The sequence below is a fragment of the Virgisporangium aliadipatigenens genome, from assembly GCF_016863615.1.
In the GTDB taxonomy this organism is placed as follows: domain Bacteria; phylum Actinomycetota; class Actinomycetes; order Mycobacteriales; family Micromonosporaceae; genus Virgisporangium; species Virgisporangium aliadipatigenens.
In genome coordinates this window covers 73753-98305 of sequence record NZ_BOPF01000038.1, presented here as the reverse complement: position 1 = coordinate 98305, position 24553 = coordinate 73753, and the positions used below count along the sequence as shown (strand labels likewise).

Below are 24553 nucleotides of genomic sequence, written 5' to 3'. Positions count from 1 at the left end.
CGCTCCCGCCGGGTCGCTTCGCTCCACGTCCGGGGGTTCACGTCCCCGGGGTGATCACGATGGTTTCGGCCCATGGCGGGGGCTCCGGCGGGGTGCCGCCGCCGAGCAGGCCGATCACCACCCGGGCCCGGGGTTCCGCCTCGGGCCAGGGGGTGTAGCCGTCGGTCAGGACGACCACGATCTGGGGCTTGTCGGGCTGGGCCATCGCCGTGTCGATGCCGACCCGCATGTCGGTGCCGCCGCCGCCGGCCAGCACCACCTGGTCGGCGCTGCTCACCCGCCGCACCGCGTGCACGTCGGCGTCGCAGGCCAGCACGGAGATCCGGTTGGTGCCGACGCCGACGCCGCGCAGCACGCCCTGCACCTCGCCGAGCGCGGCGGACAGTTCGTCGTCGCCCATCGAACCCGACGTGTCGATCACGATCGCCACCCGGGGCAGCGGCCGCCGCAGGCTGGGCAGCACGACACCGCGCATGGCGGCCGTGCGCCGGCCGGGCCGCCGGTAGGTGTAGTCGATCGCGCCGCTCGCCCAGACCACCGCCTCGCGGACCGCCCCGGCGAGGACCCGCCGCCAGTCCACGACCGGTTCGAGCACGGTCGCGGCCCAGCGTTCCCACCCCGCGGGAACGTTGCCGCGGGAGCGCCGGTGCGCCCTGATCGACTCGGCCGTCTGACGCCGCAGCGCCTCGGCCTCCGTCGGACGCACGCCGGGCCCGCCCGCACCCAGTTCCCAGTCCTCGGGAACGCCCGAAGCCCCCGACCCGCACCGGCACTCCAGCTCGACGGTCGGCGGCAGCTGCTGGAGGTACTCCTCGAACAGCCGTCCCGTCGGCAGGTTGAACAGCCCGGGGTGCACCACGGAACCGGGCAGCGACAGCCCGTCGGCCAACAGGTCGTCGTTGATCTCGCAGTCCTGGGCGATGTTGACCCGGCGGTGCTGCGACCGCACCTCGGTGGTGAGCCGGTCGGCCCGCCCGTGATGGTCCCGCAGCAGGTGCGAGACCTCGTGCACCCACACCCCGGCCAGCTCCGACACCTCGTGCGCCGCGACGAACTCCGCCGACACGTAGCACCGCCACAGCCGGTCGACCGCCATCGTCGGCACCGCGCGGCTCTCCACCACGGAGAGCGCGTAGAGCGCGGTCGCCAGGTACGGCCGGTCCCGGGCGGCCCGGAATCGCGCGGCGAGCAGCTTGGTGCGGTCGAGCCGCCGCTGTTCCACGCTCGTCACGGTAGCGCCCCGGACAGCCGCAGCACGTCCACGAACGCGTCCAGGTGCGACGGCGCGGGCCACGCCGGCTCACGCATCACCGCGAGGTCGAACGCCGCCCGCGCCGCCACGTCCGGCACACCGGCGTCGACCGCCTTGGCGAGCACGACCCAGCCGGCTTCCCAGCGGGCCCGGGACGGCTCGCTCTGCACCGCGCTAACCACCGCCGTCAGGAACGCCAACTGCCGGTCGCCCCGCTCGGGCAGGCTGAACGCCTCCGGGTCGGCCAGCACCCGGTTGGGGTCGGGCAGGTCCAGCTCCTCGAGGTAGTTGAGCAGCTCCAGCCCGGCGCCGTCGCCCACGGCACCGACGAGCGCGGCGGCAAGCGCCTCCCGGCTGGCACCGCAGGCGGTGCCGAACGCCAGCAGCCGCAGCGCCATCTCCCAGGTCCGCGGCGACGGCCACGCCCCGCCGCGCGCCTCGGCGTCGGTCGGCAGGTGGTGGGTCAGCCCCGGCCGGGCGGTCAGGAAGCCGGAGACGATCCCCCGGGCACGCGCCACCGCACCGGCCGCCCGGGCGGCGTTGACCTGCGGAAACATGATGTCCGGCCAGGTGCCGGTGAGCCCCCGCGCGACGATGCGCGGGTCGTGCGTCCAGCGCAGGTGGACGAACCGGTTGGCCAGCGGCGGGCTCAGATGCCAGCCGTCGGCCGCGCTCGACGGCGGGTTGGCGGCGGCGACGACGCGCACCGACTCGGGGAGGGCGAGGCTGCCGACGCGGCGTTCGAGCACGACCCGCAGCAGCGCGGCCTGAACGGCGGGCGGCGCCGACGACAGCTCGTCGAAGAAGATCAGCCCGCGCCCCGCCTTGGTGATCCGCACGGCCCAGTCCGGCGGCGCCATCGGCACCCCCTGAACGGCCGGGTCGGCTCCGACGATCGGCAGCCCGGCGAAGTCCGACGGCTCGTGGATGCTCGCGATCACCGTCTCCAGCGGCACGTCGAGCGCGGTCGCCAGCTGTTGCAGCGCCGCCGACTTGCCGATGCCCGGCTCGCCCCACAGCAGCACCGGCAGGTTGGCGGACACGCTCAACGCCAGCGCCTCGAGCTGCGGGTTGGCCCCGGGCTCGGTGCGCGTGCTGCGGGTCCGCTCGATCAGCTCATCGGCTGCGGTCAACGGGTCGGTCATCAACTCTCCTCGCTGGGACGGCGGTTCATTGTCGCCCGCGGCGCGCGTGCGGTCATCGCCGTTTCCGCCGCGACCAGATCGTCGATGAGCCGCTCCCGGCGCCACGCCATCGCGACGCCGATCGGCGGCAGCCCCGACGCGTCGACGGTCGTCGGGTCCAGGCCGGCGGCGAGCAGCCGCGGCAGCAGTTCCTCGTGGTCGAGGTGGGACAGGTAATGCAGGAGCGTGCTCCCGCCGTTGATCCTGGCCTTCGGGTCGAACCCGGCGTCCAGCAGCGCCAGCACACCCGCCGCGTCCCCGTGGAACGCCACGTCGAACACGTGCTGGCGCAGTTCGCGCAGCAGGCGCGGCACCCGGTGGCCGCTGTACCAGGCGGCCCACACCGCCGCGCAGCCGCTGGAGCGCGCCCCGAACGCGCTGAGTACCGCCTCGCGGCGCAGGTCGTCGTCGGAGTGCGGCACCCGCAGCCGCCCGTCGACGACCCGAACGACGTGCCAGTCCGCGCCGCAGCGCACCCGCGCCGGCGCCGTCACGTCCACCCGGAACGGCGCCATGGCGACCGGCCCCGCCGCCGGGAACAGCGCCCGGTGCACCAGCGGGTGCAGCTCCGCCGGTTCGATCATCCCCAGCCGCAGCAGGTCCCAGTCGGGCAGCCGCTGCCAGCGCTCGTCGTCGAGAACGGGCCGGTCCGCCGGGCCGGGCAGGCGCGGGCGCAGCACCGGGGTGAGCCCGTCCAGGACCGCCTCGACGCGTGGCCACGCGGGGCGGTTCACCACGTCGAGGGTGGGCGCGTCGGCCCGGGCCAGCGCGTCGGCGACCATCGGCGGGTTGAGCGGCAGGTCGATCCACTCCGGCTCGGGGTCCTGTGCGACGAGTTCGTAGGTCGCCAGCGCCGCCGCGAAGTCGCCGGCGTCCCAGCGCATCGTCGCCCACTCCAGCCGCGCCGCGGCGTCGTAGGCCGGGGGCGGGGCGGTGGGCAGTTCGGCGGCGGTGCGGCGGCGGCCGTCCGGGTGGAAGAACGCGGTCCGCCGGGCGTCGCCGCAGCGCAGCCGCAGGTCGTCCGTTCGGCGAACGTCCCAGTACTCGCGCGGCATGCGGATCGCCCACGGCCACACCGGGGTGGTGCGCCGGCGCAGCGCGATCCGGGGCACCTGCGGCGCGGTCACCCCGGGTGTGTAGGCGGCGAGCACCAGCCGGTCGCTGCCGGTGCGTTCCCGGTAGTCGGCGAGCACGACCTCGCAGTTGGGTGCCAGTTCGGCGCGGCCGCCGAGCAGCCGGGGCAGGTGCCAGCGCAGCAGGTCGGGGGCGAGGTGCTGCAGGTCGTCGAGGACCGCCGCGGCGATCCCGGCCTGGTGGGCGTCGCGCACGAGCGAGGGTTCCACGTCGAACCGCGCCGCCGCGCATGCCCGCGCCCAGTCGCCCGCGAGGCGCAGCTCCGTGGCCTCCTCGACCATCCGGGCCGGAACGGCGCACCGGCGCGCCCGCCGCCACGCCCCGAGGTGCCGGCGCAGCACCCACCCCGGCCCGCGCCTCGGATGCGCACTCATCCGGCCGCCCGCAGCGCGTCGGCGAGGCGTTCGCAGCGGAACGCCTCGGCGGTTTCCAGCGCGGTGTACCCGGCGTCGTCCCGGGCGTGCACGTCGAGGCCGGCGTCGAGCAGCCGCGGCAGCAGGTCGTGGTCGTCGAGGTGCGGCAGCAGGTGCAGCAGCGTCAGCCCGCCCGGGGCGCGGGCCAGCGGGTCCCAGCCGGCGTCCAGCAGCGCCCGCACGCCCGCGGCATCCCCGTGGAACATCCGCAGGAAGAGATGTTCCCGCACTGTCCACAGTGGACCGGGCAGCGCGCCGGTGCCGGAGTACCAGGCCTGGCGCACGCTCAGGCAGCCCTGCGCGGCGGCGCCCAACGCCACCAGCGTCGCCTCGCGGGCCAGTTCCTCCGCGGTGTGGTCGGCCAGACGCAGGGTGCCGCCGGCCGGCTCGATGCGATGGCTACCGCCGGAACAGGGCACCTGCACCGCGGCCGGCTCCGGATCCGGCATCGTCCACTGTGGACGTTCCGGCGCGTCGGGCAGGAGCGCGCGGCGCACCAGCGGATGCAGTTCGTCCGGCTCGACCAGTCCGTGCCGCAGCAGGTCCCAGTCGGGCAGCCGCCGCCACTCCGAGTCCGGCAGCTGCACGTGGGAACCCCGTTCCCCGCGCGCACCCATCGTCACGCGCCCGTCGGCGACCAGAACCTGGATGCCGAGACCGCCGGCGCCGTACCGGAGCACCGCCCAGTCGACCTCCCGCAGCTCGCGCATCGGAGGCCCGATCCGGTGCGGCGCGACGGGGAACCCGTTCCAGTGCGGCTTGATGTCGACGGCGTCGACCCCGTACGGCGCGAGGGCCTCGGCCGGCTCGCCGCGTTCCCACCGCTCGACCGCGACCTCCAACTCGGCCGCCGAGCCGGGCTGCACCGGGCCGGTGACGGGCCCGGACCGGCTCCCGTCCCGCCGGAAGAACGCCGTGCGCTCGGCGTCCCCGCACCACAGCCGCAACCCGTCGGTGTGCCCGTTGTGCCAGAACTCCCGGGCCAGGCGCGGCATGTGATCCGGCGTGGCCCGGGAATCGCGCACCAACTCCAGCCGGGGCAGCCTGGTCAGGTCGACCTGCCAGGATGCCTGTTCGAGGAACCGCAGCCGGTCCGCCGGCAGGCGCACCACCAGCCGCAGGTAGTCGCCCCGGTGCCCGTACTCCGTGAGCGTCACCACCGACCGGCGGGAGAACTCCGACCAGCCGATCGACGGGTGTCCCATGTCGTGCGGCAGGTGCCAGCGCAGCAGGTCCGGCACGAGCGCACGCAGGTCGGCACGCAGCAGCGCGGCCGACTCGACACCGGTCCAGCCCTGGACGGAACGGTCGCCGGCGTTCCCGTCCGGCGGCGGTACGTAGTCCTCGTCGACCGCGCCCAGGCGGCGCGCCGCCGCCCAGTCGGGCCGCGCGGGTATCCGCGCCCGTACCCCGGCCAGGCTCTCCTCGTACGTGTCGGCCCAGCGCTCGGCCGCCAGGAACTCCTCGGCGAAGCCGTGCCGGTAGACGCGCGCCACGTCCGGCGACACCTCGATCCGCGCGGCCGCGCACGCACCGAACCAGTCCCCGGCGAGCCGGCGCGCGGTCGCCTCCGCGATCATCGCCGGCCGTACCCCGTACCGGCGGGCCCGCCGCCAGGTGAGCAGCTCCTCCCGCTGATCCTTGGTGAGGCCACTCATCGGTAGACGCTGGCGATGGCGCGGATGTCGGGGTGCGGCCCGCTCGCCGGGTGCAGCGCCGCCGCGATCCCCCGTTTGACCCGGCGGGCCACGCCCGCGCCCAACGCCAGGAACTCCAGCCGCGTCCCACCCTCGACCGCCGCCAGCAACGCCTTCGCGCCCCGGCTCGTCACCCCGGTCTGCCGCAGGTCGAGCCGGCGCAGCGGGCTGCCCGGCAGGGCCTCGGCGAGCGTGCGCGCGCCCTCGTCGCCGACGGTGTTCGGGGTGCCGCCGAGCGCCCGTTCGGACGGGGGGCGGCCCAGGTCGAGGGTGTGCAGCCCGCCGAGCGCACCGGCGAGGGCGGCCACGCCGGCCGGCCCGATGCCGTTGCCGCCCAGCCCCAGCACCACCCCGTCCAGGTCCCGCACCGCTTCGGCCAGGCCCGCCGCGCCGTCGTCGCCCAGCCGGTTGACCGCCAGGTACAGTTCGCGCACGCCGCCGTCGCGCAGCAGCCGCACCAGGGCCGGCACGGCATCCGTACCCAAGCCGTTGCCGCCGAGGAACAGCCGGTCCAGCGGCGCCTCGCGGGCCACGACGACGTCCACCAGGGCGCGCAGGCCGTTCGTGGTCAGGCCGGTGTTGACCAGGTCGAGCGTGCGCAGGGCCGGGTTGGCCCGCAGCGCCCGCGCCACCAGCAGCGCGCCGGGGTCCCCCAGCGGGTTGCGCTTGAGCCAGAGCGCGCGCACCGTGCCGTCGTCCGCGAGGCGTTCGAGCAGGGGACGGGCCCCCTCGGCGTCGATGCGGTTGCAGCCGAGATACAGCGTCTCCACGCCGTGCTTCTCCGGCAGCGCCGCGGCCAGCGCACGCGCCCCGTCGGCGCCGAGCGTGTTGGTGCCGAGCAGCAGGTGGCGCACGTTCGGGGAGCCGACCGCGGCGGGCAGGACGCGCGCCAGCCCGTCCGGGCCGAGTCCCTGCTTGCACAGGTCGAGGCGGCCGTCGGCCTGGAGCGTGCCGGTCGGGTATTCCTCGGCCTGCGCGACCGGGCGCGGGTCGGCGAGCCGTTCCAGCAACGGGACCAGCGCGTCACCCCGCTCGGTGACGGGGAACCGGTCCGTCCCGCACCGGATCGCAGTCGGCTCGCTCCCGCCCCACGCGCTCACCAAGCCACCGCCCTGTAGTCCTTGAGGAACAGCCCGTGCACCGGCGCACCCCGCACGCCGCGCACGATCGGGTCGTACACCCGCGCGGCCCCGTCGATCACGTCCAGCGGCGGCCGGAACCCCGCCTCGCGCGCCGCCTGTTTGCCCGGATGCGGCCGCTCGTCGGTGATCCAGCCGGTGTCGACGCTGTTCATGTGGATGCCGTCGCGCGCGTAGTCGGCCGCCGCCGTGCGGGTCAACATGTTGAGCGCCGCCTTCGCCATGTTGGTGTGCGGATGGCGCGGCGTCTTGTGGCGCCGGGAGAAGCTGCCCTCCATCGCCGACACCTGCACCACGTACCGGTCCGGTGCCGGTGCGGCCGCCAGCAGTCCACGCAGCCGCGCCGTCAGCAGGAACGGCACGAACGCGTTCACGACGTGCACCTCCAGCCACTCACCGGGGCTCACGTCGCCGGTGCCGAGCATCCAGCTGTTCACGTCGCGCAGGTCCAACGGTTCGCCGCTCTCGTCGGTCCGCCCGGCCGGGAAGAGAGCGTCCATAGTGGACGGCGGCAGCGCGAGGGCCGCCCCGGAGGAGGACCGTCCACTGAGGACAACGGCCGCCGCACCGCCGGACAGCGAAAGGGTTTCCGCCGCGCGCACCGCCCGGTGGTAGGCCGGCGGCCGGTGCACCGTCTGGGCCGCGTTGTTGACCAGGATGTCCAGGTGGTCCCAGCGGCCGTGCACATGCTCCACGAGCCCGAGCACACCGGGCAGGTCGAGGAAGTCCACGCCGTGGATCGACAGCCGGTCCAGCCACTCGCCGGCGTCCGGCACCGCCGCGAACCGCCGCGCCGCATCGGCCGGGAACCGCGTGGTCACCAGCACCTCGGCGCCGTCGCGCAGCAGCTTCAGCGCCAGGTGGAACCCGATCTTGATGCGCCCGCCGGTGACCAGCGCACGCCGCCCGCGCAGATCGCAGCGGGCCGCGCGGCGCTGCGTGTTCTCCGCGGCGCACGCGGGGCAGAGCAGGTGGTAGTCGGCGTGCACCCGCCGGTACGGCTCCTTGCACACGTAGCAGTTGCGGGCGCGCCGCAGCTCTTCTTCCGACGGGGTGGCGGGCAACGCGGGGACCGGCGCCGGATTCTCGTCCACGAAACGCGTCGACCGCGACAGCAGCAGCCGGTCCGCCGACGCCGAGGCGTGCCGCCGGGACACCTTCTGCCGCTTCTTGCCGCTCTTGTACAGCGCGGCCGCCGCACGTTCGACCCGCTCGGCGGTCGCGTCGTCGACCAGGCCGGCGCGCACCCGCTCCAGCACGCGCAAACAGGTCTCGACATCGTCCACCGGCACCACCCCCGAAGATCGGTACGGGCGGTGGGACCGGCCGGATTCGCACCGGCGTCCTCCGGTTTGGCAGACCGGCGTGTCGACTTCTGCACTACGGGCCCCACCGCTGGGGTGGACCCTACCCCGCACACGCCGGAGGGCCGGCCCCACATGATCCGTGCGGCCGGCCCTCGTGACGTTCCCTCAGATGATCAGCGCTTGCGACGGCGGCAGAAGTCGCCGACGTCGACCGTCTGACCACGGCCGACGATGACCTGGCGCACGGCGGCGATGGAACCGTTGGGCCGCTCGCAGGTCAGCGTGTACGCCTCGGTGACACCGGGCACCGGCGGCTTGGGCGACTCGCCCGTGACGACCAGGCTGGTCCAGTCGTCGTAGGCCGTGTCGTCCACCTGGTCGTAGTTGACCAGCACCGCGCGGTAGTTGCCCGGGACCGGCTCGATGAGCAGGGCTTCCTCGTAGTTGGTCCCGAAGCTGGCCGCCTGGCTGACGACCTCGTCCTGCTCGTTGAGGATGAACAGGTCCCAGTCGTTCGCCGGGTCGGTCCACTCCATCCGCACGCGGACCGAGCCGTTGTCGTACTGCGGCGTGCCCCCGATCGTGAACGGCACGACCTCCCGCGGATCGCTCAACGGGTCGCCGCTGGTGTTCTCCCCGGGCTGCCCCGGCGGGTTGGCCAGCGACTGCGCCGGCTGCGGCGGAGCCGTCGGGTAACGCCCGTAGCGACCGGCGACGTACGGCCGCGTCGACGGGTTGACGTGCCACGTGAACGGCCCGACCGGCCGGATCGTGTTGTCGATGACGTCGGTGTACATGATCGGCGGGGCGGTCGACCCGTCCGGCTGGATCACCGGCGACGTCGGCGTCTGGAACTCCTTGTGCACCCGCAGCGTGTGCCCGGGCGGCGCCTCGCCCTTGATCACCGAGTGGTGCGCGCTGTCGGCGGTCGACTCGAGCATCGCGAAGTACGCCTCGCGGTTGCCGCCCTTGCCGGCGCCGGTCGACGGCGCACGGCCCAGGTACTCGCCGATCACCGCGTCGGCGAACGGCGGGTGGAAGCCGGCGTTGCCGATCTCGAACGTGTAGCCGAGCCCACCGGTCACCCAGTACGTCCAGTCCTCGGTGGTGCCCGTGGTGTCGTACAGCTGGTAGCCGGGGATGTTGGCGTAGCCGTTGTGGTCCGTCATCGACTTGCCGACGGCGGCCAGCAGCGGCTCGTCGACCGCCTGACCCGTCGCGTACACGCCCGGCGGGCGCAGCACGAGCGGGCCGTAGGTGTGGTTGGTGATCAGGTTGGTGACCGCCCGCGAGGAGACCAGTTCGCGGATGTTCTGCGCCTCGGGCTCGGAGAACGGCTCCGACCCGCGGTAGGTGTCCGAACTCCAGTTGGTGCTGGCACCGGGGCCGCCCCAGAAGCCGCCGTAGTTGCGGTTGAGGTCGACGCCGCGCAGCCGTCCGGCCGGGTTGGCCGGGCAGAGGCCGGTCTGGTACTGCGGCGGCGCGTCGTCCGGCTGGCAGTTCTTCCGCTTCATCTCGTAGTCGAACGTCGTGAAGTCGCCGAGCGGCGTCGCCTGCCGGGAGATCGAGAACCCGTCGGGGTTGACGATCGGGACGACGATGTTGCGGGTCTGCGCCACCAGGCGCGTGGTCCGGGCCTCCCGGCCGAAGCCGTTGACCAGGTCGGTCGCCCACTCCATCGCGGACTCGCCGGCCGGCCACTCACGGGCGTGGTGCACGCCCATGTTGAAGAAGATCGGCTTGCCGTCGGCCTTGTTGGCGGCGTTGATGGCGATCTCGACGCCGGTGATGTCACGCCCCTCGACCGAGCGGTGCGGCAGCGCGAACGCCTTCACCAGCAGCGGGTTGCGGCGCGCCAGTTCCTTCATCTCGTAGTCGTAGTCGGCGAGGCGCCGGTACTCGGTGCGCCCGCTGGGCAGGTCCGAGCGGGGCGTCCGCTGCCGGTAGGCCTTGTCGGCCTCCTCGGTCTTCTTCAGGTGGTCGGCCAGGTTCGGGATCTTCACGGTGAACGTGAAGCCGGCCCCCTTCAGCTTGTCCGCGTCCGCCTTCCCGTGCAGCACAACGTCCACAGTGGACTCGGTGGCGGACTCGGTGACGTCCAGCTCCTGCTTGTTGAGCTTCTGCTTCGCCTCGCGGGTCGGCGTGTCGACGGCCACGAGCTGCGCGGGGTCGCTCGCGGCGCGGGCCGTCGCGGCACTGGTGCCCACGAACGTCACCGCGGCGCTGACCGTGCGGGCGTCCCCGCGGTACCGGCAGCCCTGCACCCACAGCGTGGCGCCGGAGGTGACGTTGCCGTCGGCGATCTCGTAGCTGCGCAGCCCGGCCGAGGCCGCCACCAGCGCACCGCTCGCCTTCTCGAAGACGGCTACGTCCCAGTCCTCGTCCTTGTTGCGGGCGTTGGACGGGTCGAGCTGCACCCGCACCAGGCCGGTCGAGGGTGCCTTGATCTCGAATCCGGCGACCCCGCGCTGTCCCTTCGCGACGGCGCCGTGACACTTGCGCACCTGCGACTGGGCAGCCGTCAGGGTGCGCTGCTCCGCGGCGGACGCCTCGGTCTGGCCGGCCACCGCCGCCCCTGTGACGGCGAGCAGTGCGGCCGAGCCGGCCACCTTCCACTTGCGTAAGAACCGTTGTGCCATGCGTACCTCCCCCATACGTGACCCCACGGTTCGCGGGAACGTATCACCGGGCACCAGTGAGCGATGTGGATTTTTCCTCCGGCGAGGGCCGGGCGAGGGACAGTTTCCGGACCGCTGGGGTCAAAAGGAGCGCCACGCAGCCGCCGACGCCCACGGCCACCGAGCCGAGCAGGAGGCGTTCCGGGCCGACCGCACCGGCCACCGGGCCGCAGAGGGCCTGGCCGACGGGCAGGCTGCCGTCGGAGCCGAGGACCTCGTAGGCGGTCACCCGGTTCAAAAGCTTCGGTGGAACGTGGGTCTGCACGCTCGTCTGCCACATGATCGACCAGAAGGCCCACGCGGCTCCGTTCACGGCGGCGGCCGCCAGTAGGGGTACGAGCGCCGCGTGCAGCGCGATCGCCAGTGGAAGCAGCGCGTAGCCGAGCATCACGGCCGCGCCGACGGCCAACGGGTGGGCGGGTTTGAGCCGCAGCGCCGCCAGCCCGCCGAGCACCGTTCCGGCGCCGACGGCCGACTGCATCCAGCCGTACGCGGGGGCGCCGAGGCGTTCGCTCACGAGCACCGCCCCGAGCGGGATCAGCGGCCCGAACAGCATGATCCCGTACACCACCCACACCAGGATCACGCTCCAGATCCAGGTGCGTTCGCGGAACGCCCGCCAGCCCTCCACGAGGTCCCGCCAGGGGGAGGCGCTCCGGTCGACGACGGGCTTCGCGTCGAGCCGCAGCCCGGCCAGGCACACCGCGCTGACCGCGAACGTCGCCGCGTCCACCGCGTACACCGGCCCCGCGCCGAGAAACCCGAACAGCACGCCGGCCGTCGCGGGGCCGAGCAGTTCGGCGACGGAGTTCGCGACGCGGATGGTCGCATTGGCACGCTGGGCGTCGCCGGCGACCAGCGGCACCATGCTGTTGACCCCCGGCTGGAACATCGCCGCCGCACACCCGCTGACCGCCGAACATCCGAGCAGCAGCCACAGTGCGGGCGTTCCCACGAAGAAGGCGACGGCGACGGTGCCCTGCGCGAGCAGCCTGGTGAGGTCGGCGCCGAACATCAACGGCCGCGCACCGATCCGGTCGGCCAGCACGCCACCGAAGAGGATGCACCCGAGGAACGGCACCATCCACGCGGCCAGCACGATCCCGACGCCGGTCGCCCCGTAGATCTCCCCGATGGCCAGCGCGGCGGCGACGACCAGCATCGCGTCCCCGAACGCCGACACGGCCCGGGCCACGAAGAAGCAGACGAAGTTGCGGGACCACAGCACCGACCGAGCGAATCATGATCAAGCCCGCCCCGCACCTCGGCGGGACGGCCGGCCGACAATCGGTACCCCCGACAGGACTCGAACCTGCACTGAGCGCCCCCTCAGGACGCCGTCTCTGCCAATTGGACTACGGGAGCATCAAAACAATTGCGAAGAACGGATGACCGGAATTGAACCGGCACCGGCTGAGTGGAATTCAGCCGTGCTTGCCTTTACACCACATCCGCAAAGTACCCTGGGAGGGATTCGAACCCTCATGCCTCACGGCACGCGTTCTGAGCGCGCTGTGTCTACCAATTGCACCACCAGGGCACGGTGGACAAGAATCCGCAGATAAAAAGAAACCGCCGTCGGTCAGTACCGAGGGCGGTTGAACGCGAGGTCAGATACCTCAGCGGCCGCCCCCGGGCAGGGTCCCGAGCAATCCAAGCAGTCCGTTGGTAAGCATCTCTCGTCACCCTCCTTCAGGCCGGTCTTCCGGGGCCTCGCCCCGTGGAATGACACCACCATACAGCACGCCATCAAGACGGCGCACTATTTATTTCCGGGGACAGACCGACGGCCGTCAGGCTCGCGTCCCACAATCGTGCCGCCCGGGAGGCCCGCGTCGACCACGGCATCGCACCGAATTCGGAGCGCATGAAGTAATAGCCGCCCGGCCGCGCGGAATCCGTTTCGGCGAGCCACACCAGCGTGTCCGCGCCGCGCTTGTTGGAGCCGAAGAGCACCGGCACCGCCTTGCCGGCCCACCAGAGCGGGCTCGTCGCCGCGAACCGGCTGCGGATCAGTCCCGGGAAGTAGCAGACCGGCAGGATGCCGAGCGGCCCCCAGCGGCGCGCGGCCTCGATCGTGAACAGGATGTTCGCCTGCTTGCTGGCGCCGTATGCCAGCCAGCGGCTGCGGTAGCGGGTGAGCCGCGCGGCGGGCCGGTCGACGGCCAGCCAGCCCCAGGCCTCCGCGGCGGAGGCCGTCGTGATCAGCCGTCCCGCTCCGGCACGCAGCCGGGGCAGGAGCAGATGCGCGAGCAGGAACCCGCTCAGGTGGTTCACCTGGAGAGTGAGATCGAGCCCGTCCTCGCTTGCGGCACCCGGCCACGGCGCCAGAAGTCCGGCGTTGTTGGCCAGAACGTCGATCCGCTCCCAATCGGCGGAGATCCGTCCGGCGACCTCGCGGACCTCGTCGAGAACGGCGAAGTCGGCCCGGTACGCGGCCGGCGTGTATCCCCCGGCCTCGCGCACGGCGTCGACGGCCCGGGCGAGCCGGCCGGGGTCGCGCCCGAGGAGCGCCACGGTGGCGCCCCGCCGGGCCAGCTCCCGCGCCGCCGCCAGCCCGATCCCCGAACTACCGCCCGTGACCAGTACATTCACCGGCTGAATTCTTGCAGTGCGGCCATGATGCCGCAGGTGCCGAACGCGAGAAGCAGTACGGCAACCGAGAACCAGTAGCCGCCGCGGCGCTGACGCAGGAGCCAGCCGCCGTTGACCGCCGCGACGGCCCCGGCGGCCGCCATGAAGAAGCTCCACCAGTGCAGCCGCTCGAACTCCACCCAGCCGGACTCGATCGCCAGGAACATCACGCCGAGCAGCGCACCCACCAGCCCGAGCCCGCCACCGGTCCGAACCGCCGCCCGCATCGACGGATCCCCGGAGCGCACCAGGAGCAGCCCGGCCGGCCCGAGGCACGGCACCACGATCATGTACGCCCACAGGTCCGCCATGCGCTCGAACATCAGCAGCAGCCCGGCGGTGAGCACGACGGCACCGGCCCACACGAGGACGTACCGCGCGGCGGCCGGCAGACGCAGCGGCACGACGCCGAGCCCGACCAGCACCGCGCCGGGCATCAGGATGAAGTTGGCCCACCAGCGGTAGTTCCCGGGGTAGGCCAGCGCGTTCAGCAGGTTCAACGCGACCACCGCGGCCAGCACGGTCCACCCGAGCCGGGCGAGGCCACCGCGCCCGCCGCGCTCGACCGTTTCCGCCGTCCCGTACGTCATCGCCGTTCGCCTCCCCGCCGCGCCGCGCGTCGTTCGCGCACCTCACTTTCTCCTTTCGTCCCTCGCTTCCGCCATCCGGCTGGCCTTACCATCCGCACACCTGTTACCTGAACAGCGGCTCGACCCGTCTCCTTCACGAGAGCTGGTCCGGCGTGGCGAACGAGGGTGTGGATGGGCGAGAAGTTCCGGCTCCTGGTGGACCAGGAACTGGCCGAACACCGTCCGCCACCGGTGGGTCATCTGATCCAGACCGCGATGGCCGAGGGCCGGCGGATCAAGCGGCGGCGCACGGTGCGCAACAGTCTGGCCGGTGCGGCACTGGCCGGGGTGCTGCTGGTGGCGACGGCGTTCGCGGTGCCGGTGCTGCGCGGCGCCGGCCCGCCGGCCGCCGATCGCAGCGGCGCCGGTGCGCAGGTGGCGGCCAGCGCGGATCCGTCGGTGCTGGCGACCCCGGGCGTCGCCGCGGCGAGTCCCGTCGCCTCGCGACCGGTTCCGCGGGCGTCGCCGTCGGGCATGCCGGCGTCGGACGGCACGGGCGGCGCCACGGTGGCCGGCACCGCCGACCTGACCCCGTCCGCCGCGCTACTGCTGCTGACAACGCTGCTGCCGAACGGCCGGACGAGCAACTACGCGGGTCACCTCAGCAGCAACGGGATGATCACCGTGCAGACGTATCTGGACCGCGGCCAGGGGCCGGGGATGCTGCACCTCACGCTCGCTCCGGGCAGCATGTCCGACGCGGCGACGTGCACGGTCGGCGAGCAGGACGGGATCAACACGACCCGGTGCCGCACGTTCCCGGACGGCGCCACGCTCGAGACGTACGAGATCACCAACAACTGCGTCCAGCGCTACGGTGCGCTCTACGTCAGCAAGGACGGTTTCGCGGTCCACCTGAACACCGCGAGCTGTCTGGATTGGGACGGCACCCGTCGACCGGCCGGGCAGCGGGCGCTGACCGAGGACGAGGCGGTGGCGATCGTGACCGACCCGGCCTGGGCCGAGAAGGTGCCGCGGTCGCTGGTCACCGACGGCGCGGCCCAGTTCCCCAGCCTGCCGAGGGTGCTCGGATGAAAGACGTCGAGGATCGGGAGTTCGTGGAGTACGCGGAGTCGCGGGTGCAGCGGCTGCGCCAGCGGGCATATCTGCTGTGCCGCGACTGGCACCTGGCACAGGACCTGACGCAGGTGACGCTCGCGAAGCTGTACGCCTCGTGGCGCCGGGCCGCGAAGGCCGACAGCATCGACGCCTACGCGACCAAGATCATGCTTCGGGTGTTCCTGGACCACAAGCGCCTGCGCAGCTCGCAGGAGGTCGTGATCGCGGACGCGGCGGCGGACTCGGTCCAGCACGACGCCGCGCCCGAATTGCGCATCACCCTGCTGGAGGCGCTCGGCCGACTCAGTCCCCGCGACCGCGCGATCGTGGTGCTGCGGTACTGGGAGGACCACAGCGTCGACACGGTCGCCGAGATGCTGGGCGTTTCTCAGGGGGTGGTGAAGACGCAGAGCATGCGGGCCCTCGCGCAGCTGCGGGTCCTGCTGGGCGAGGACATCGGTCTACTGACGACGTAACCGGTTTCAGGCGGCGAGGTCCGCGAATGCGAGGACGACGCCCAGAACGACGATCATTGCGGCCGCGACGGTGAGCATGAGGATCCGGAAGAGCTGCAGAAGCAACCCGACGAACTGCGCGTAGATTTCCTTTGCGCTGTTGATCAGCGCGGCGAACGTCAGCGTGCCGATCACGATGACGAGACCTGAGGAGAACATCACCCACCTCCTTAACTTCTGGCTAAGTAGGTGAAGCATCAGCTTAGATGATCAATTGTTACCGATGCAACGGTGAATGAATCGATACTTAGGTGAATTGAACCTAATCACGCGTGGCCTGGAACTACCGCAGTCGAGGACTGTCCTCGGATCTGTGTCGGGGGATACAGTGTGGGGCGACGGTAAACATTGCCGAACTTAACCACAGGGGCCTAACGTGCAGCCCGTCACCACCCTCGGCCAGCGCCTCAGAGATCTGCGGGAGAGCCACTGGCCCGGCTTCGCACTCACGCAGGCGCAGTTGGCGCGGGTCCTGAGCTCCGTCAAGTCGATCACACCGCCGGTGATCTCCTCCTGGGAGAACGACTCGAAGCTGCCCCCGCCCGAGCGGCTGGAGGCGTACGCGACGTTCTTCTGCACCCGCCGCTCGATCGAGGAGGGCACACCCCGCCTCATCGACGAACCCGACCTGAGTGAATCCGAGCGGCAGGAACGCCGGCGCATCCACGCCGAGTTGACCGCCCTGCGCGACGACGCAAGCCTGCACCCGGCGCCCCCGCCGCCCCCCGTCGGCTCGGCTCCGGACCCGCTCGGCACGTTCTGGCAGTTCGACGACGACCTGCCGGTCAACATCGTCTGCGCACCGCTACCCGAGGCGATGTACCAGAAGATGCCGTTCAACGACCCGTCCGATCCGGAGTTCGTCGAGGCATACCGGTTCACCGACCTCGATGCACTCATCGAACTGCACGGGCACATCCGCGCGGTCAATCCGACCAGTGACGTCCGCATTCGACTGGCCTCCGAATTGACCGCCGACCGCATAACGGAGCATCTGGTCCTCCTGGGCGGCGTCGACTGGAACACCGTCACCCGCGAGGTGTTGCAACGGATCAGAATGCCGCTTCATCAGTTCGCCCGGCCGGACGACGATCCGATCAGCGGCGGCGGCTTCGAGGTGGTCGACGCCGACCCGCCGAAACGCTTCGAACCGATGCTGGCGGACGACCCGAACGCCCCGCTGGGCAAGACCCTCGCCTGGGACGTGGCACACCTGTTCCGCACCCAGAACCCGTTCAATCAGCGGCGAACGGTCACCATCTGCAACGGCGCCTTCGGTCGGGGAACCTACGGGGCGGTGCGCGCATTGACCGACGCGAAATTCCGGAACCGGAATGAGGGGTATCTGCGCCAGCGGTTCCAGGAGGCGGAGACCTTCAGCATCCTGATGCGGGTCGACATCGTCGCCAGCGTCGTGCTGACTCCGGATTGGACGAAGGGGTCCGAGACGTGCCTCCACGAATGGCCGACGTGAGTGGAATGGCGCCCCCGCCGGCCTCCCTTGTGATTAGGATGCACCGTGCTGCCGCCGATGGTGGAGCTGCCCCTTGCGAGCAGCCCGACTCAGCCCGACCCAGCCGGTGACCACCACGGAGACCATCGCGGCCTCCTCGTGCGCCGCCCCGTCGACCTCCCTCCCGCGGAGGTCGACGCGATCGTCGTGCCTTCGTACCGGACGTCTGTATATCTGGATCACGTGATCGAGTTGGCCGAGCGGCTCGGCTGCTTGCTGCTCGTGCTGTGCAGCGGGCGTTCGCGCGCGGCGGATGTGCTGCGGCGGCGTGCGGGCCGCACCAGGCACGTGCTCGCCATCGATGTGGCGGAGCTTCAGCAGTCCCTGTGGTCGGCGCTCCACACCGACCTGCTGCCCGAGGACAGGGCCCTGCGCCGCACCGGCGACACCAGTTTCAAGCGCAATCTGGGCCTCACGATCGCCAAGGCCGCGGGGTGGGAGCGCATCGCGTTCCTCGACGACGACATCTTCATCCGGCGTCCGGACGATCTGCGCGAGGCGGCCGGAATGCTCGACGGCTTCGGCGAGTACGACCACCTCGACGCGGTGGGCCTGGAAAACAGCGGGTTCCAGGACAACTCCGTGGTCTGCCACGCCTACCGCATCGGCAACGGCAGGCAGACCAGTTTCATCGGCGGGGGTGCCCTGGTCCTGGCGCCGCAGCGCAGCCGCTCGTTCTTTCCCAACGTCTACAACGAGGACTGGTTCTACCTGCTCGACGGCTCCGGCCTGGGCACCATCGGTATTCACGGCACCGCCGACCAGAAGGAGTTCGACCCGTTCGCCTCCGTTGACCGGGCCCGAGCGGAGGAGTTCGGCGACTGCCTGGCCGAGGGCGTGTACTGGCTGCTGGACAACAGAATGACGATTGCGGACGCCGACAAGAAGTACTGGGCGGGAGCGCTGGAGCGACGGAGGCTGTTCATCGCCCACGTCGAGAAGCGAATCCGCCGCACCGACCTGACAGGTGACGACAAGGCCCGTATTCTCGCGGCCCTTGCGGCCGCCGAGAGGCGGCGCCAGCGCATCAAGCCCGAGGACTGCGACGACTTCCTGACCGCATGGCTGCAGGACCGGGAGCAGTGGTCGGCGCGCTTCGCGGAGCTGGAGCCGGAGAGTTCGCTGCTGGCGGCACTGAAACGGCTCGGCCTCAACGACCACGCGATCCGTCACAAGGGCGCGGAGCCCAGGTCCTATCTGCGCTCCGAGCGATCCGACACCGAGCTGCAGGCGCCCGTCACGTCGCCGGTCCGGCCACCGATGTACCCGGCGCCGAAGGTCGGGCGCGTTCACGAGACGCCGGCCGTATTGGCGTCGTCCGGCAGCTGAGCCGTAGCGAGACAGTGTCGGCGACGACAAGTTGTCGAACGGTCACTGATAGTTCAGGGTGGATGGATGCCCACCCCCGGCCTGGACGTTCTGCCTGCGACAATCGACGATCTCGATGCGTACGAGGCGGCATTCGGGCAACGGGAGTACTTCGCCGAACGCTGCACCCGTCAGAAGAACGACCGCGGCGTCCTGCTCATCGCCCGCTTCGACGGAAGGCCCGTCGGCGACGTGTACCTGTCGTTCGACAAGGCGGATGAGATGGAGGTGCGGGAGGCCCTGCCGGGCGTACCGCTCATCTTTCATTTGGAGGTGCTCCCGGCGCATCGGCGGCGTGGGTACGGCACAGCGCTGATGACCAGGGCCGAGAGGGTCGCCCGCGACCTCGGCCATCGCCGGGTCGCGCTCGGGGTGCAGGTCGCCAATATCGCGGCCCGCCGGTTGTATGACACGCTCGCGTACCGTGAGTGGAACCGCCCGCCGATAGCGCTCGACCACCGCACCGGTGAGCGCCTACCGGATCACGAGGTGTACACGATCCTCACCAAAGATCTGCCCTTGATCTGACCGGAAGCCGGACAACAGCGGACGGACCACCCACGGTAACGTTACGCAAAGTCACACGGAAGGGCTTCTGATGTCCACGGAGATCCGCTACGGCCTGGACGCGCTTCGCGCGGCCCTCGACGCGGGGAAGACCGTCGAGGAGGACACCGTGCCGATCGGCGCGGTGCAGCCGGTTCTGCGCGCCGACGGCGCGATGGACCACGTGCGGGTGCGGCTGCCGTACCCGGTCTACCTGGCCGACCTGGCCCGTTCCTTCGGAGTCTGGCAGCTGGAGCGGACCCCGGCCGGTCCGAAGCGGGCGGTGTTCCCGCAGACCTCGCGCCGCACCACGGTCTCGGCCGAGCTGGACTCGGGCGGCCGTGCGGCGACCGTACTGCTCCGCCCAGCCGGGCGCCGCGGACAGTAACTGTCCGCGATGGCGGCTAGCCTCGTTCACATGGCGGTAGGACAGACAAAGGACGTCGGGTGGAACATCGGCGTCTCGAAAACGCTCGACCATCCCCTCGACCGCGTCTGGGAGTTCGTCGTCGGGCCGGGGCTGCCGCTCTGGCTCGGCGAGGGCGTGGCGTTCGGCCCGGACGCGGCGCCCGGCGATCCCTACGAGACGGCCGACGGCACCGTGGGCGAACTGCGCGGCTTCCGCCCCGCTGACCGGATCCGGCTGACCCACCTCGTGCGCGGCGCCGATCACGAGACGACGGTGCAGGTGGCGATGCGCGCACCCGCACCCGGCCGGACGATGCTCCGCTTCCACGAGGAACGGATGCTGGACGCCGCGGAACGCGAGGCACAGCGGGTCCACTGGCAGGCGGCGATGGAACGGGTGGCCGCCGCGCTGGACGGCCACCCGTCCTGACGATCAGGGAGCCGCGCCCCACACGAGCGTGCTTCCCGAGTACGCCGGGATCCTCGCAGCGTCCACATAGGACGCCTGAACGGCCCGGCTGTAGTCGTCCGCCTCGTTGAAGTTGGACCAGTCGGCCTTGTTCAGCCGCAGCTGGATGTCGCCGGTGTCCGCACCCGCCGCCACCGAACCGGCCGTGAAGCCGACCTCCAGGTACGCGTCGGCACCGTTGACCGGGCTGCTCAGGTTGACCACCCGCGTCGACACGTTGGCGCAGCCCGCCTGTGCCCAGTCGCAGACCGCGTTCACGGCCGACGCGCCGTCCCGGGTGAAGTAGTACCGGACCGTGACCGTGCGCAGGTCCACTGTGGACGTTCCCCGGTTGGCGACCCGGAGGTGCGGCCGGATCTGGTTGTCCGTCGCGGCGCTGTCGGTGTTGCGGTACTGCACCGCGAGCGCACCGGTCGGCACCGGCCCGTTCGACGAGGAAGGCGAGACCGACGGGCGGGGCGAGGATGCGGACGGGCGCGGGGACGATGCCGCGGGCGACGGCGAGGACGTGCCGCCGCCGTAGACGTCGGCCAGGTTGACGCCGGTGGTGGAGCCGGAGCCACCCAGGCGCACCTGGTGGTCCAGCGCCACGAACTTGCCGTTGTGCTGCCACAGCGCGGGCTTGAGCATGGCGTACTTGGTCTCGTCCCAGGTCTGCCAGTCGTCCAGCAGCAGGCCGCCGGTGTCGCCGGAGTTCGGGTTCAGCACCCAGAACGTGTGGTGGATGCGCTTCTCGATCATCAGGTCGCGCAGGGCGAACATCCACTTGTCCTGCCGCGGGTCCTGGCCGAGCCGGCCGCCCCACTCGCCGATCAGCAGCGGCGCGGTGTTGTTCTCGTGGATGTAGAGCCAGTTCGGGCGCCAGACGTCGTTCGTCAGCGAGGTCTTGTCGAAGTCGCCCTGGAACCACGGCTGGTCGAACACGAGCGGGCCGTAGTCGTGCGGCGAGTACACCAGCTGGTCCTGGTTGGCCCCGAGGTTGACCGGGTGTTCGGCGACGCCCCGCAGGTTCCCGCCCCACCACATGTTGTGGTAGTCGGTGAGGCCGGTCGACGTCCACGGCACACCGGACTTCGGGTAGACCTGGATGCCCTCGCAGAGGATCAGCAGGTTCGGGTTGATCGCGAGGATCCGCTTGCCGGCCGTCTCGCAGACGTACTTCCAGTTGTCGGGGTCCGTCGAGCCGTCCCACTTGGCGCGCGGGTTCTCGCTCTGCGAGCCGTGCGGCTCGTTCTTGACGTCCATCGCGACGATGGTGTCGTTCTCGCGGTACCGGGTCGTGATCCACTCCCAGCCCTGGTAGAACAGTTCGGCCGTGATCGAGCCCTTGTACCAGACCGGGTAGTTGTGGCCGGCGTTGTCGGCCTCCGCGCTGTGCACGTCGATCATGACCTTGATGCCGAACTGCTCGCAGAGGCCCAGCCAGTAGTCGAAGACCTGGAGGCTGTTCTTGCCGGCGAGTTCGGGGTTGGCGAAGGTGTTGACGTTGACGGTGCCGAACGTGCCCGCCTTCCACTCCAGCAGCAGCTGCGTGGAGATGGGCACCCGGACCATGTTGATGCCGCGGTCGGCCATGCTCTTGGTGACGGTCGTGATGTTGGCCGACCAGAGCCCGTGGAACACGCGCTCGGAGGCGTTGAACCCGAACCAGTTGGTGCCGGTGAGCCAGACCGGGTTGTTGGCCTCGTCGACGATCTGGTTCCCCTGGACGTGCAGCCAGTCCTTGGTCGGAACGGCGGCGACGGCGGGCTGCTCCGCGGCGTTCGCTATGTAGACACCGGGGACGGCGGCGGTGACCGCGACGACGAGAGACAGCATTAACCGCCGGGAGAGGGATCTGGACACTGAACTCCTTACTTGGGAGCGCTCCCAGCCACAGAACGTGACAGGGGTGAAGGAGCGCCCTTGATGGCGAACAGCGTAGGAGCCCATTCGTCCATCGCAAACGAGCAATGCGCTGAACGCCGTTCATTCCCGACGGAATGCCTGCGCTGGTGCGGTCTGCGCACACCGGGGGACCCCGCCCCGGAGGTGAAAGTTTCACCTTTCGGCGACCTGCGCGCGGCCTGTGCGCCCGCTGTTGATCACCGCTGACCATTACTTTCCGTGGTCAGACGCCCAAAACGGACCACGCCGCGCCGGACCCCCATTGTTCAAGCCTTTGACGAACCACGGCGTATCGGTACCGTCGCTCAGCGTGGGGGACTTTTACGAAACTCTGGCCGACGTGGAGGCCACGCCCGACGAGGCACCACACCTCGCGACCTCCGTCGTGAACTGGCTCGTGGACAGCGGTGTCATCGAGCCCCAGCGCAGCGACTGCACCTACGGCGACGCCGGTGGATACCGGCCCGGTCCCAACTACGCGATCGCCGTCGCCAAGCCCGAACCCTCGCTCATGGACCGCTACACCAACGGCGTGGAGGTGATCTCCAGCAGCCACAACGTGTTCACGTCACTGGAGGCCGCCGCCATCACCTGCCCGCTCTGCGGCTCCGTCACCGACCTCATCGACGAACACTGGAACCCGAACGCCCACTGGGACGAACTGTCCACCGTCATCAGCGGCTGGAGCAGCGGCCTCGGCGACAACCACCACCCGTGCGAGCACTGCGGCGTGCACGTGAGCCTGAACGACTGGCAATGGGCGCCACCGTGGGCGTTCGGCCACCTGGGCTTCACCTTCTGGAACTGGCCCGAACTGTCACCGCGTTTCGTCGACGCCTTCTCGCGGCGCCTCGGACACCGCGTGGTCGACGTCTTCGGAAAGCTCTGACAGACCGAGCCGTGCGGCGATCCACGACGCGGACGTCGCGATGAAGAGTTCGCGGTTCTCCTGACGCAGGAAGTCGTGCCCCTCGCCACGCAACAGGAGATACCGGTGCGGCATCCCGCGTTCGCGCAATGCCCGCACGAGCTGCTCCGACTCGTTCAGCGGAACGTTGGTGTCGTTCTCGCCGTGGGTGATGAGCAGCGGCACGCGCAGGCGGTCGATGCGGCGCAGCGGCGACAGTTCGCGCAGCAGTTCGGTGTCGCGTTCGGGGTCGCCGTACTTGCTCACCGCCGCCGAGGCGATCCACGGCTCGGTGTGCGCGAAGAACGTGAGCAGGTCCGACATGCCGCACGTCGGCGCCCCGAGCGCGAACAGCTCCGGGAACGTCACGAGGGCCGCGAGCGTCAGGTAACCGCCGTAGGAGCGGCCCATCACCCCGATGCGTGCGCTGTCCGCGAGGCCGTTCCCGGTCAGGTAAGACACGCAGTCGCGCACGTCCGTGATGGCCGCGTGCCGCAGCGCCCCGTTGTCGGCGTTGACGAACGACCGCCCGAACCCGGCGGAGCCGCGCACGTTCGGGGCGAAGACCGCGACACCGGCCTCCGTCAGCCGCTCGTACAGCGGATGGTGGCCCGGCCGCTCCTGCGCCTCCGGCCCGCCGTGCAGGCTGATCATCGTGGGGAACGGCCCCGGCCCCGCCGGCGGGTACCACCAGCCGGTGAGCCCCAGCCCGTCGGCCGCCGCGAACCGGTGCAGCACCGGCCGCACCGCGTCGGGTCGCACACGCGGCTGATCGATCGGCGCCGCCTCGGCTCCCACGACGCGCACGCGCCAGATGGTCCGCGGCGACCCCGGGCCCTCCACGCAGAACGCCATCACCCGACCGCCCCGGGCGAAGCCCACGCCGGCCACGATCTCCCCGGGCTGCGGCTCGATCGGATGTTCGGTGCGCCGCTTCGGGTCGAACAGCGTCAGCTCGCTGCGTCCGGCGACGTTCCACAGCAGGGCGAGTGTGCTGCCCTGCACGTCGACGGCGAAGTCCTCCAACTCGGCGTCGGGCCGCTCGGCGAGGGTGCGCGAGGCGCCGCCCCGCACCGGGATGGCCACCAGGCGGGCCAGTTCGCCGTCGACGTCGGTGCGCGCGTAGACGACCTTGCTGTCCGGCGCGAACGACGCCCGTTCCGTCGAACCGTCCGCCCCGGCCTTGGCTGGCAGGCGGCGCCTTCGCCCCTCCTTGAGGTCGAGGATCTCCAGGTGCCGCTTGCTGCGCGGCCCGCTGCGGAACAGCACCCAGCGCCCGTCCCGGCTGACGTCCAGCACGATGGTCAGGTCGGCGGTGAGCAGCGGGGTCGAGGCGCCGGACTCCGGCTCGATCAGCACCGACCGCCATTCCTCGGACATCTCGGTGGCGGCGAGGTAGGAGACGCCGTTGACCTCGACCCAGCCGGCGAACTCGCTGTTCCCCGCGCCGAAGCCGCCGACCTGGTGCAGCCCGGCCCCGTCCGGCCGGATGATCCACAGCTCGTGGCGGGGGGCGCCGCCCGGCGCGATCCGGCAGGCGATCCAGGCGCCGTCGGGCGACCAGGCGACGCCGACGACGGGTTCGTCGCCGGTGGGCAGCGGTGTCGCGGTGGGCTCGTCCCGGCCGAGCCAGGCGCGCGGCTGCCCGTCGCGGTCGGAGACGAAGACCATCCGCGTGCCGTCGGGCGCGAGGGAGGGACCCCAGCTCCCGAAGTCGAACGTGTCCACGTCCGGATCAACGACGGTGTGGGCCGGCCGGACAGCGGCCCCGACGGCGGCCGTCATGCTTTGCCCGCGCAAGCGCCGGACCGGCG

21 protein-coding genes and 4 tRNA genes are annotated in these 24553 nt (G+C 71.4%); 8 read left to right on the top strand and 17 right to left on the bottom strand.

The annotated features are described in order from the left end of the window. Positions 1–37: 37 nt before the first annotated feature. From Val02_RS37980 to Val02_RS37915, 14 genes are all read right to left on the bottom strand, one after another. On the bottom strand, positions 38–1222 hold the full coding sequence (locus Val02_RS37980; protein WP_239153645.1) for a vWA domain-containing protein: 1185 nt from the start codon (positions 1220–1222) through the stop codon (positions 38–40). A gap of 5 nt (positions 1223–1227) precedes the next feature. Further along, positions 1228–2397: an AAA family ATPase gene (locus tag Val02_RS37975; protein WP_203904155.1), complete on the bottom strand. Its 1170-nt coding sequence runs from the start codon at positions 2395–2397 to the stop codon at positions 1228–1230. Then, a complete protein-coding gene (locus Val02_RS37970; RefSeq protein ID WP_203904154.1) occupies positions 2397–3944 on the bottom strand; it encodes an ankyrin repeat domain-containing protein in 1548 nt (515 codons plus the stop codon). The genes Val02_RS37975 and Val02_RS37970 overlap by 1 nt, the downstream gene beginning before the upstream one ends. Continuing rightward, positions 3941–5641, bottom strand: a complete 1701-nt coding sequence (locus Val02_RS37965; protein WP_203904153.1) for an ankyrin repeat domain-containing protein — start codon at positions 5639–5641, stop codon at positions 3941–3943. The genes Val02_RS37970 and Val02_RS37965 overlap by 4 nt, the downstream gene beginning before the upstream one ends. Next, the gene (locus Val02_RS37960) at positions 5638–6780 is read right to left on the bottom strand and encodes a leucine-rich repeat domain-containing protein (protein WP_203904152.1); all 1143 of its coding nucleotides are present in this window, start codon (positions 6778–6780) and stop codon (positions 5638–5640) included. Before Val02_RS37960 ends, Val02_RS37965 begins: the two co-directional genes overlap by 4 nt. Beyond that, positions 6777–8105, bottom strand: a complete 1329-nt coding sequence (locus tag Val02_RS37955) for an SDR family NAD(P)-dependent oxidoreductase (protein ID WP_239153644.1) — start codon at positions 8103–8105, stop codon at positions 6777–6779. Before Val02_RS37955 ends, Val02_RS37960 begins: the two co-directional genes overlap by 4 nt. Positions 8106–8136: 31 nt before the next feature. Then, positions 8137–8210 (bottom strand) — tRNA-Gly (locus tag Val02_RS37950). Positions 8211–8299: 89 nt separating this feature from the next. Continuing rightward, positions 8300–10765 (bottom strand): M14 family zinc carboxypeptidase, encoded by a 2466-nt coding sequence (locus tag Val02_RS37945; protein ID WP_203904150.1) that lies wholly within the window; start codon positions 10763–10765, stop codon positions 8300–8302. Positions 10766–10808: 43 nt separating this feature from the next. After that, a complete protein-coding gene (locus Val02_RS37940) occupies positions 10809–12032 on the bottom strand; it encodes an MFS transporter (protein ID WP_203904149.1) in 1224 nt (407 codons plus the stop codon). Between the two features lie 63 nt (positions 12033–12095). Then, a tRNA-Leu gene (locus tag Val02_RS37935) sits at positions 12096–12169 on the bottom strand. 18 nt (positions 12170–12187) lie between these two features. Beyond that, positions 12188–12259, bottom strand: a tRNA-Gly gene (locus tag Val02_RS37930). A 4-nt stretch (positions 12260–12263) separates the two neighbouring features. Beyond that, positions 12264–12344 (bottom strand) — tRNA-Leu (locus Val02_RS37925). 209 nt (positions 12345–12553) lie between these two features. Continuing rightward, positions 12554–13399, bottom strand: a complete 846-nt coding sequence (locus Val02_RS37920; protein WP_239153643.1) for an SDR family NAD(P)-dependent oxidoreductase — start codon at positions 13397–13399, stop codon at positions 12554–12556. Next, a complete protein-coding gene (locus Val02_RS37915; protein WP_203904148.1) occupies positions 13396–14028 on the bottom strand; it encodes a hypothetical protein in 633 nt (210 codons plus the stop codon). Before Val02_RS37915 ends, Val02_RS37920 begins: the two co-directional genes overlap by 4 nt. A 171-nt stretch (positions 14029–14199) precedes the next feature. Between Val02_RS37915 and Val02_RS37910 the strand changes: the two genes are divergently transcribed. Beyond that, entirely contained in the window at positions 14200–15102 is a 903-nt protein-coding gene (locus tag Val02_RS37910; protein WP_203904147.1) for a hypothetical protein, read from the top strand. After that, on the top strand, positions 15099–15602 hold the full coding sequence (locus Val02_RS37905; protein ID WP_203904146.1) for a SigE family RNA polymerase sigma factor: 504 nt from the start codon (positions 15099–15101) through the stop codon (positions 15600–15602). The genes Val02_RS37910 and Val02_RS37905 overlap by 4 nt, the downstream gene beginning before the upstream one ends. 6 nt (positions 15603–15608) lie before the next feature. Here Val02_RS37905 and Val02_RS37900 read toward each other — a convergent pair whose 3' ends face one another. Continuing rightward, positions 15609–15800, bottom strand: a complete 192-nt coding sequence (locus Val02_RS37900) for a hypothetical protein (protein ID WP_203904145.1) — start codon at positions 15798–15800, stop codon at positions 15609–15611. A 217-nt stretch (positions 15801–16017) separates the two neighbouring features. On the opposite strand from Val02_RS37900, the gene Val02_RS37895 reads away from it, so the two are divergent. The 5 genes from Val02_RS37895 to Val02_RS37875 all read left to right on the top strand — a co-directional run bounded on the left by Val02_RS37895 (position 16018) and on the right by Val02_RS37875 (position 19906). Then, the gene (locus Val02_RS37895) at positions 16018–17115 is read left to right on the top strand and encodes a helix-turn-helix domain-containing protein (RefSeq protein WP_203904144.1); all 1098 of its coding nucleotides are present in this window, start codon (positions 16018–16020) and stop codon (positions 17113–17115) included. 45 nt (positions 17116–17160) lie between these two features. After that, entirely contained in the window at positions 17161–18483 is a 1323-nt protein-coding gene (locus tag Val02_RS37890) for a hypothetical protein (protein WP_203904143.1), read from the top strand. Between the two features lie 66 nt (positions 18484–18549). Then, positions 18550–19050, top strand: a complete 501-nt coding sequence (locus Val02_RS37885) for a GNAT family N-acetyltransferase (protein ID WP_203904142.1) — start codon at positions 18550–18552, stop codon at positions 19048–19050. Between the two features lie 70 nt (positions 19051–19120). Further along, positions 19121–19456, top strand: coding sequence for a hypothetical protein (locus tag Val02_RS37880; protein WP_203904141.1), 336 nt, complete (start codon positions 19121–19123; stop codon positions 19454–19456). A gap of 30 nt (positions 19457–19486) precedes the next feature. After that, complete coding sequence (locus Val02_RS37875; protein ID WP_203904140.1) at positions 19487–19906, top strand: SRPBCC family protein; 420 nt, start codon at positions 19487–19489, stop codon at positions 19904–19906. A gap of 3 nt (positions 19907–19909) precedes the next feature. Here Val02_RS37875 and Val02_RS37870 read toward each other — a convergent pair whose 3' ends face one another. Then, positions 19910–21763 (bottom strand): cellulase family glycosylhydrolase, encoded by a 1854-nt coding sequence (locus Val02_RS37870; RefSeq protein ID WP_239153646.1) that lies wholly within the window; start codon positions 21761–21763, stop codon positions 19910–19912. Positions 21764–22142: 379 nt separating this feature from the next. Here Val02_RS37870 and Val02_RS37865 point away from each other — a divergent pair, with 379 nt between their 5' ends. After that, positions 22143–22721, top strand: a complete 579-nt coding sequence (locus Val02_RS37865) for a hypothetical protein (RefSeq protein ID WP_203904138.1) — start codon at positions 22143–22145, stop codon at positions 22719–22721. On the opposite strand, the gene Val02_RS37860 is transcribed toward Val02_RS37865, so the two are convergent. Then, on the bottom strand, positions 22650–24524 hold the full coding sequence (locus Val02_RS37860; protein WP_203904137.1) for a S9 family peptidase: 1875 nt from the start codon (positions 24522–24524) through the stop codon (positions 22650–22652). The genes Val02_RS37865 and Val02_RS37860 overlap by 72 nt on opposite strands. Positions 24525–24553 lie beyond the last annotated feature (29 nt).

Bases quoted from the DNA above. Each gene is read 5' to 3' on its own strand.
- Val02_RS37975 (WP_203904155.1), bottom strand. From the start codon at position 2,397: ATGACCGACCCGTTGACCGCAGCCGATGAGCTGATCGAGCGGACCCGC.
- Val02_RS37970 (WP_203904154.1), bottom strand. From the start codon at position 3,944: ATGAGTGCGCATCCGAGGCGCGGGCCGGGGTGGGTGCTGCGCCGGCAC.
- Val02_RS37965 (WP_203904153.1), bottom strand. From the start codon at position 5,641: ATGAGTGGCCTCACCAAGGATCAGCGGGAGGAGCTGCTCACCTGGCGG.
- Val02_RS37945 (WP_203904150.1), bottom strand. From the start codon at position 10,765: ATGGCACAACGGTTCTTACGCAAGTGGAAGGTGGCCGGCTCGGCCGCA.
- Val02_RS37915 (WP_203904148.1), bottom strand. From the start codon at position 14,028: ATGACGTACGGGACGGCGGAAACGGTCGAGCGCGGCGGGCGCGGTGGC.
- Val02_RS37910 (WP_203904147.1), top strand. From the start codon at position 14,200: ATGGGCGAGAAGTTCCGGCTCCTGGTGGACCAGGAACTGGCCGAACAC.
- Val02_RS37905 (WP_203904146.1), top strand. From the start codon at position 15,099: ATGAAAGACGTCGAGGATCGGGAGTTCGTGGAGTACGCGGAGTCGCGG.
- Val02_RS37900 (WP_203904145.1), bottom strand. From the start codon at position 15,800: ATGTTCTCCTCAGGTCTCGTCATCGTGATCGGCACGCTGACGTTCGCC.
- Val02_RS37885 (WP_203904142.1), top strand. From the start codon at position 18,550: ATGCCCACCCCCGGCCTGGACGTTCTGCCTGCGACAATCGACGATCTC.
- Val02_RS37880 (WP_203904141.1), top strand. From the start codon at position 19,121: ATGTCCACGGAGATCCGCTACGGCCTGGACGCGCTTCGCGCGGCCCTC.
- Val02_RS37875 (WP_203904140.1), top strand. From the start codon at position 19,487: ATGGCGGTAGGACAGACAAAGGACGTCGGGTGGAACATCGGCGTCTCG.
- Val02_RS37870 (WP_239153646.1), bottom strand. From the start codon at position 21,763: ATGCTGTCTCTCGTCGTCGCGGTCACCGCCGCCGTCCCCGGTGTCTAC.
- Val02_RS37860 (WP_203904137.1), bottom strand. From the start codon at position 24,524: ATGACGGCCGCCGTCGGGGCCGCTGTCCGGCCGGCCCACACCGTCGTT.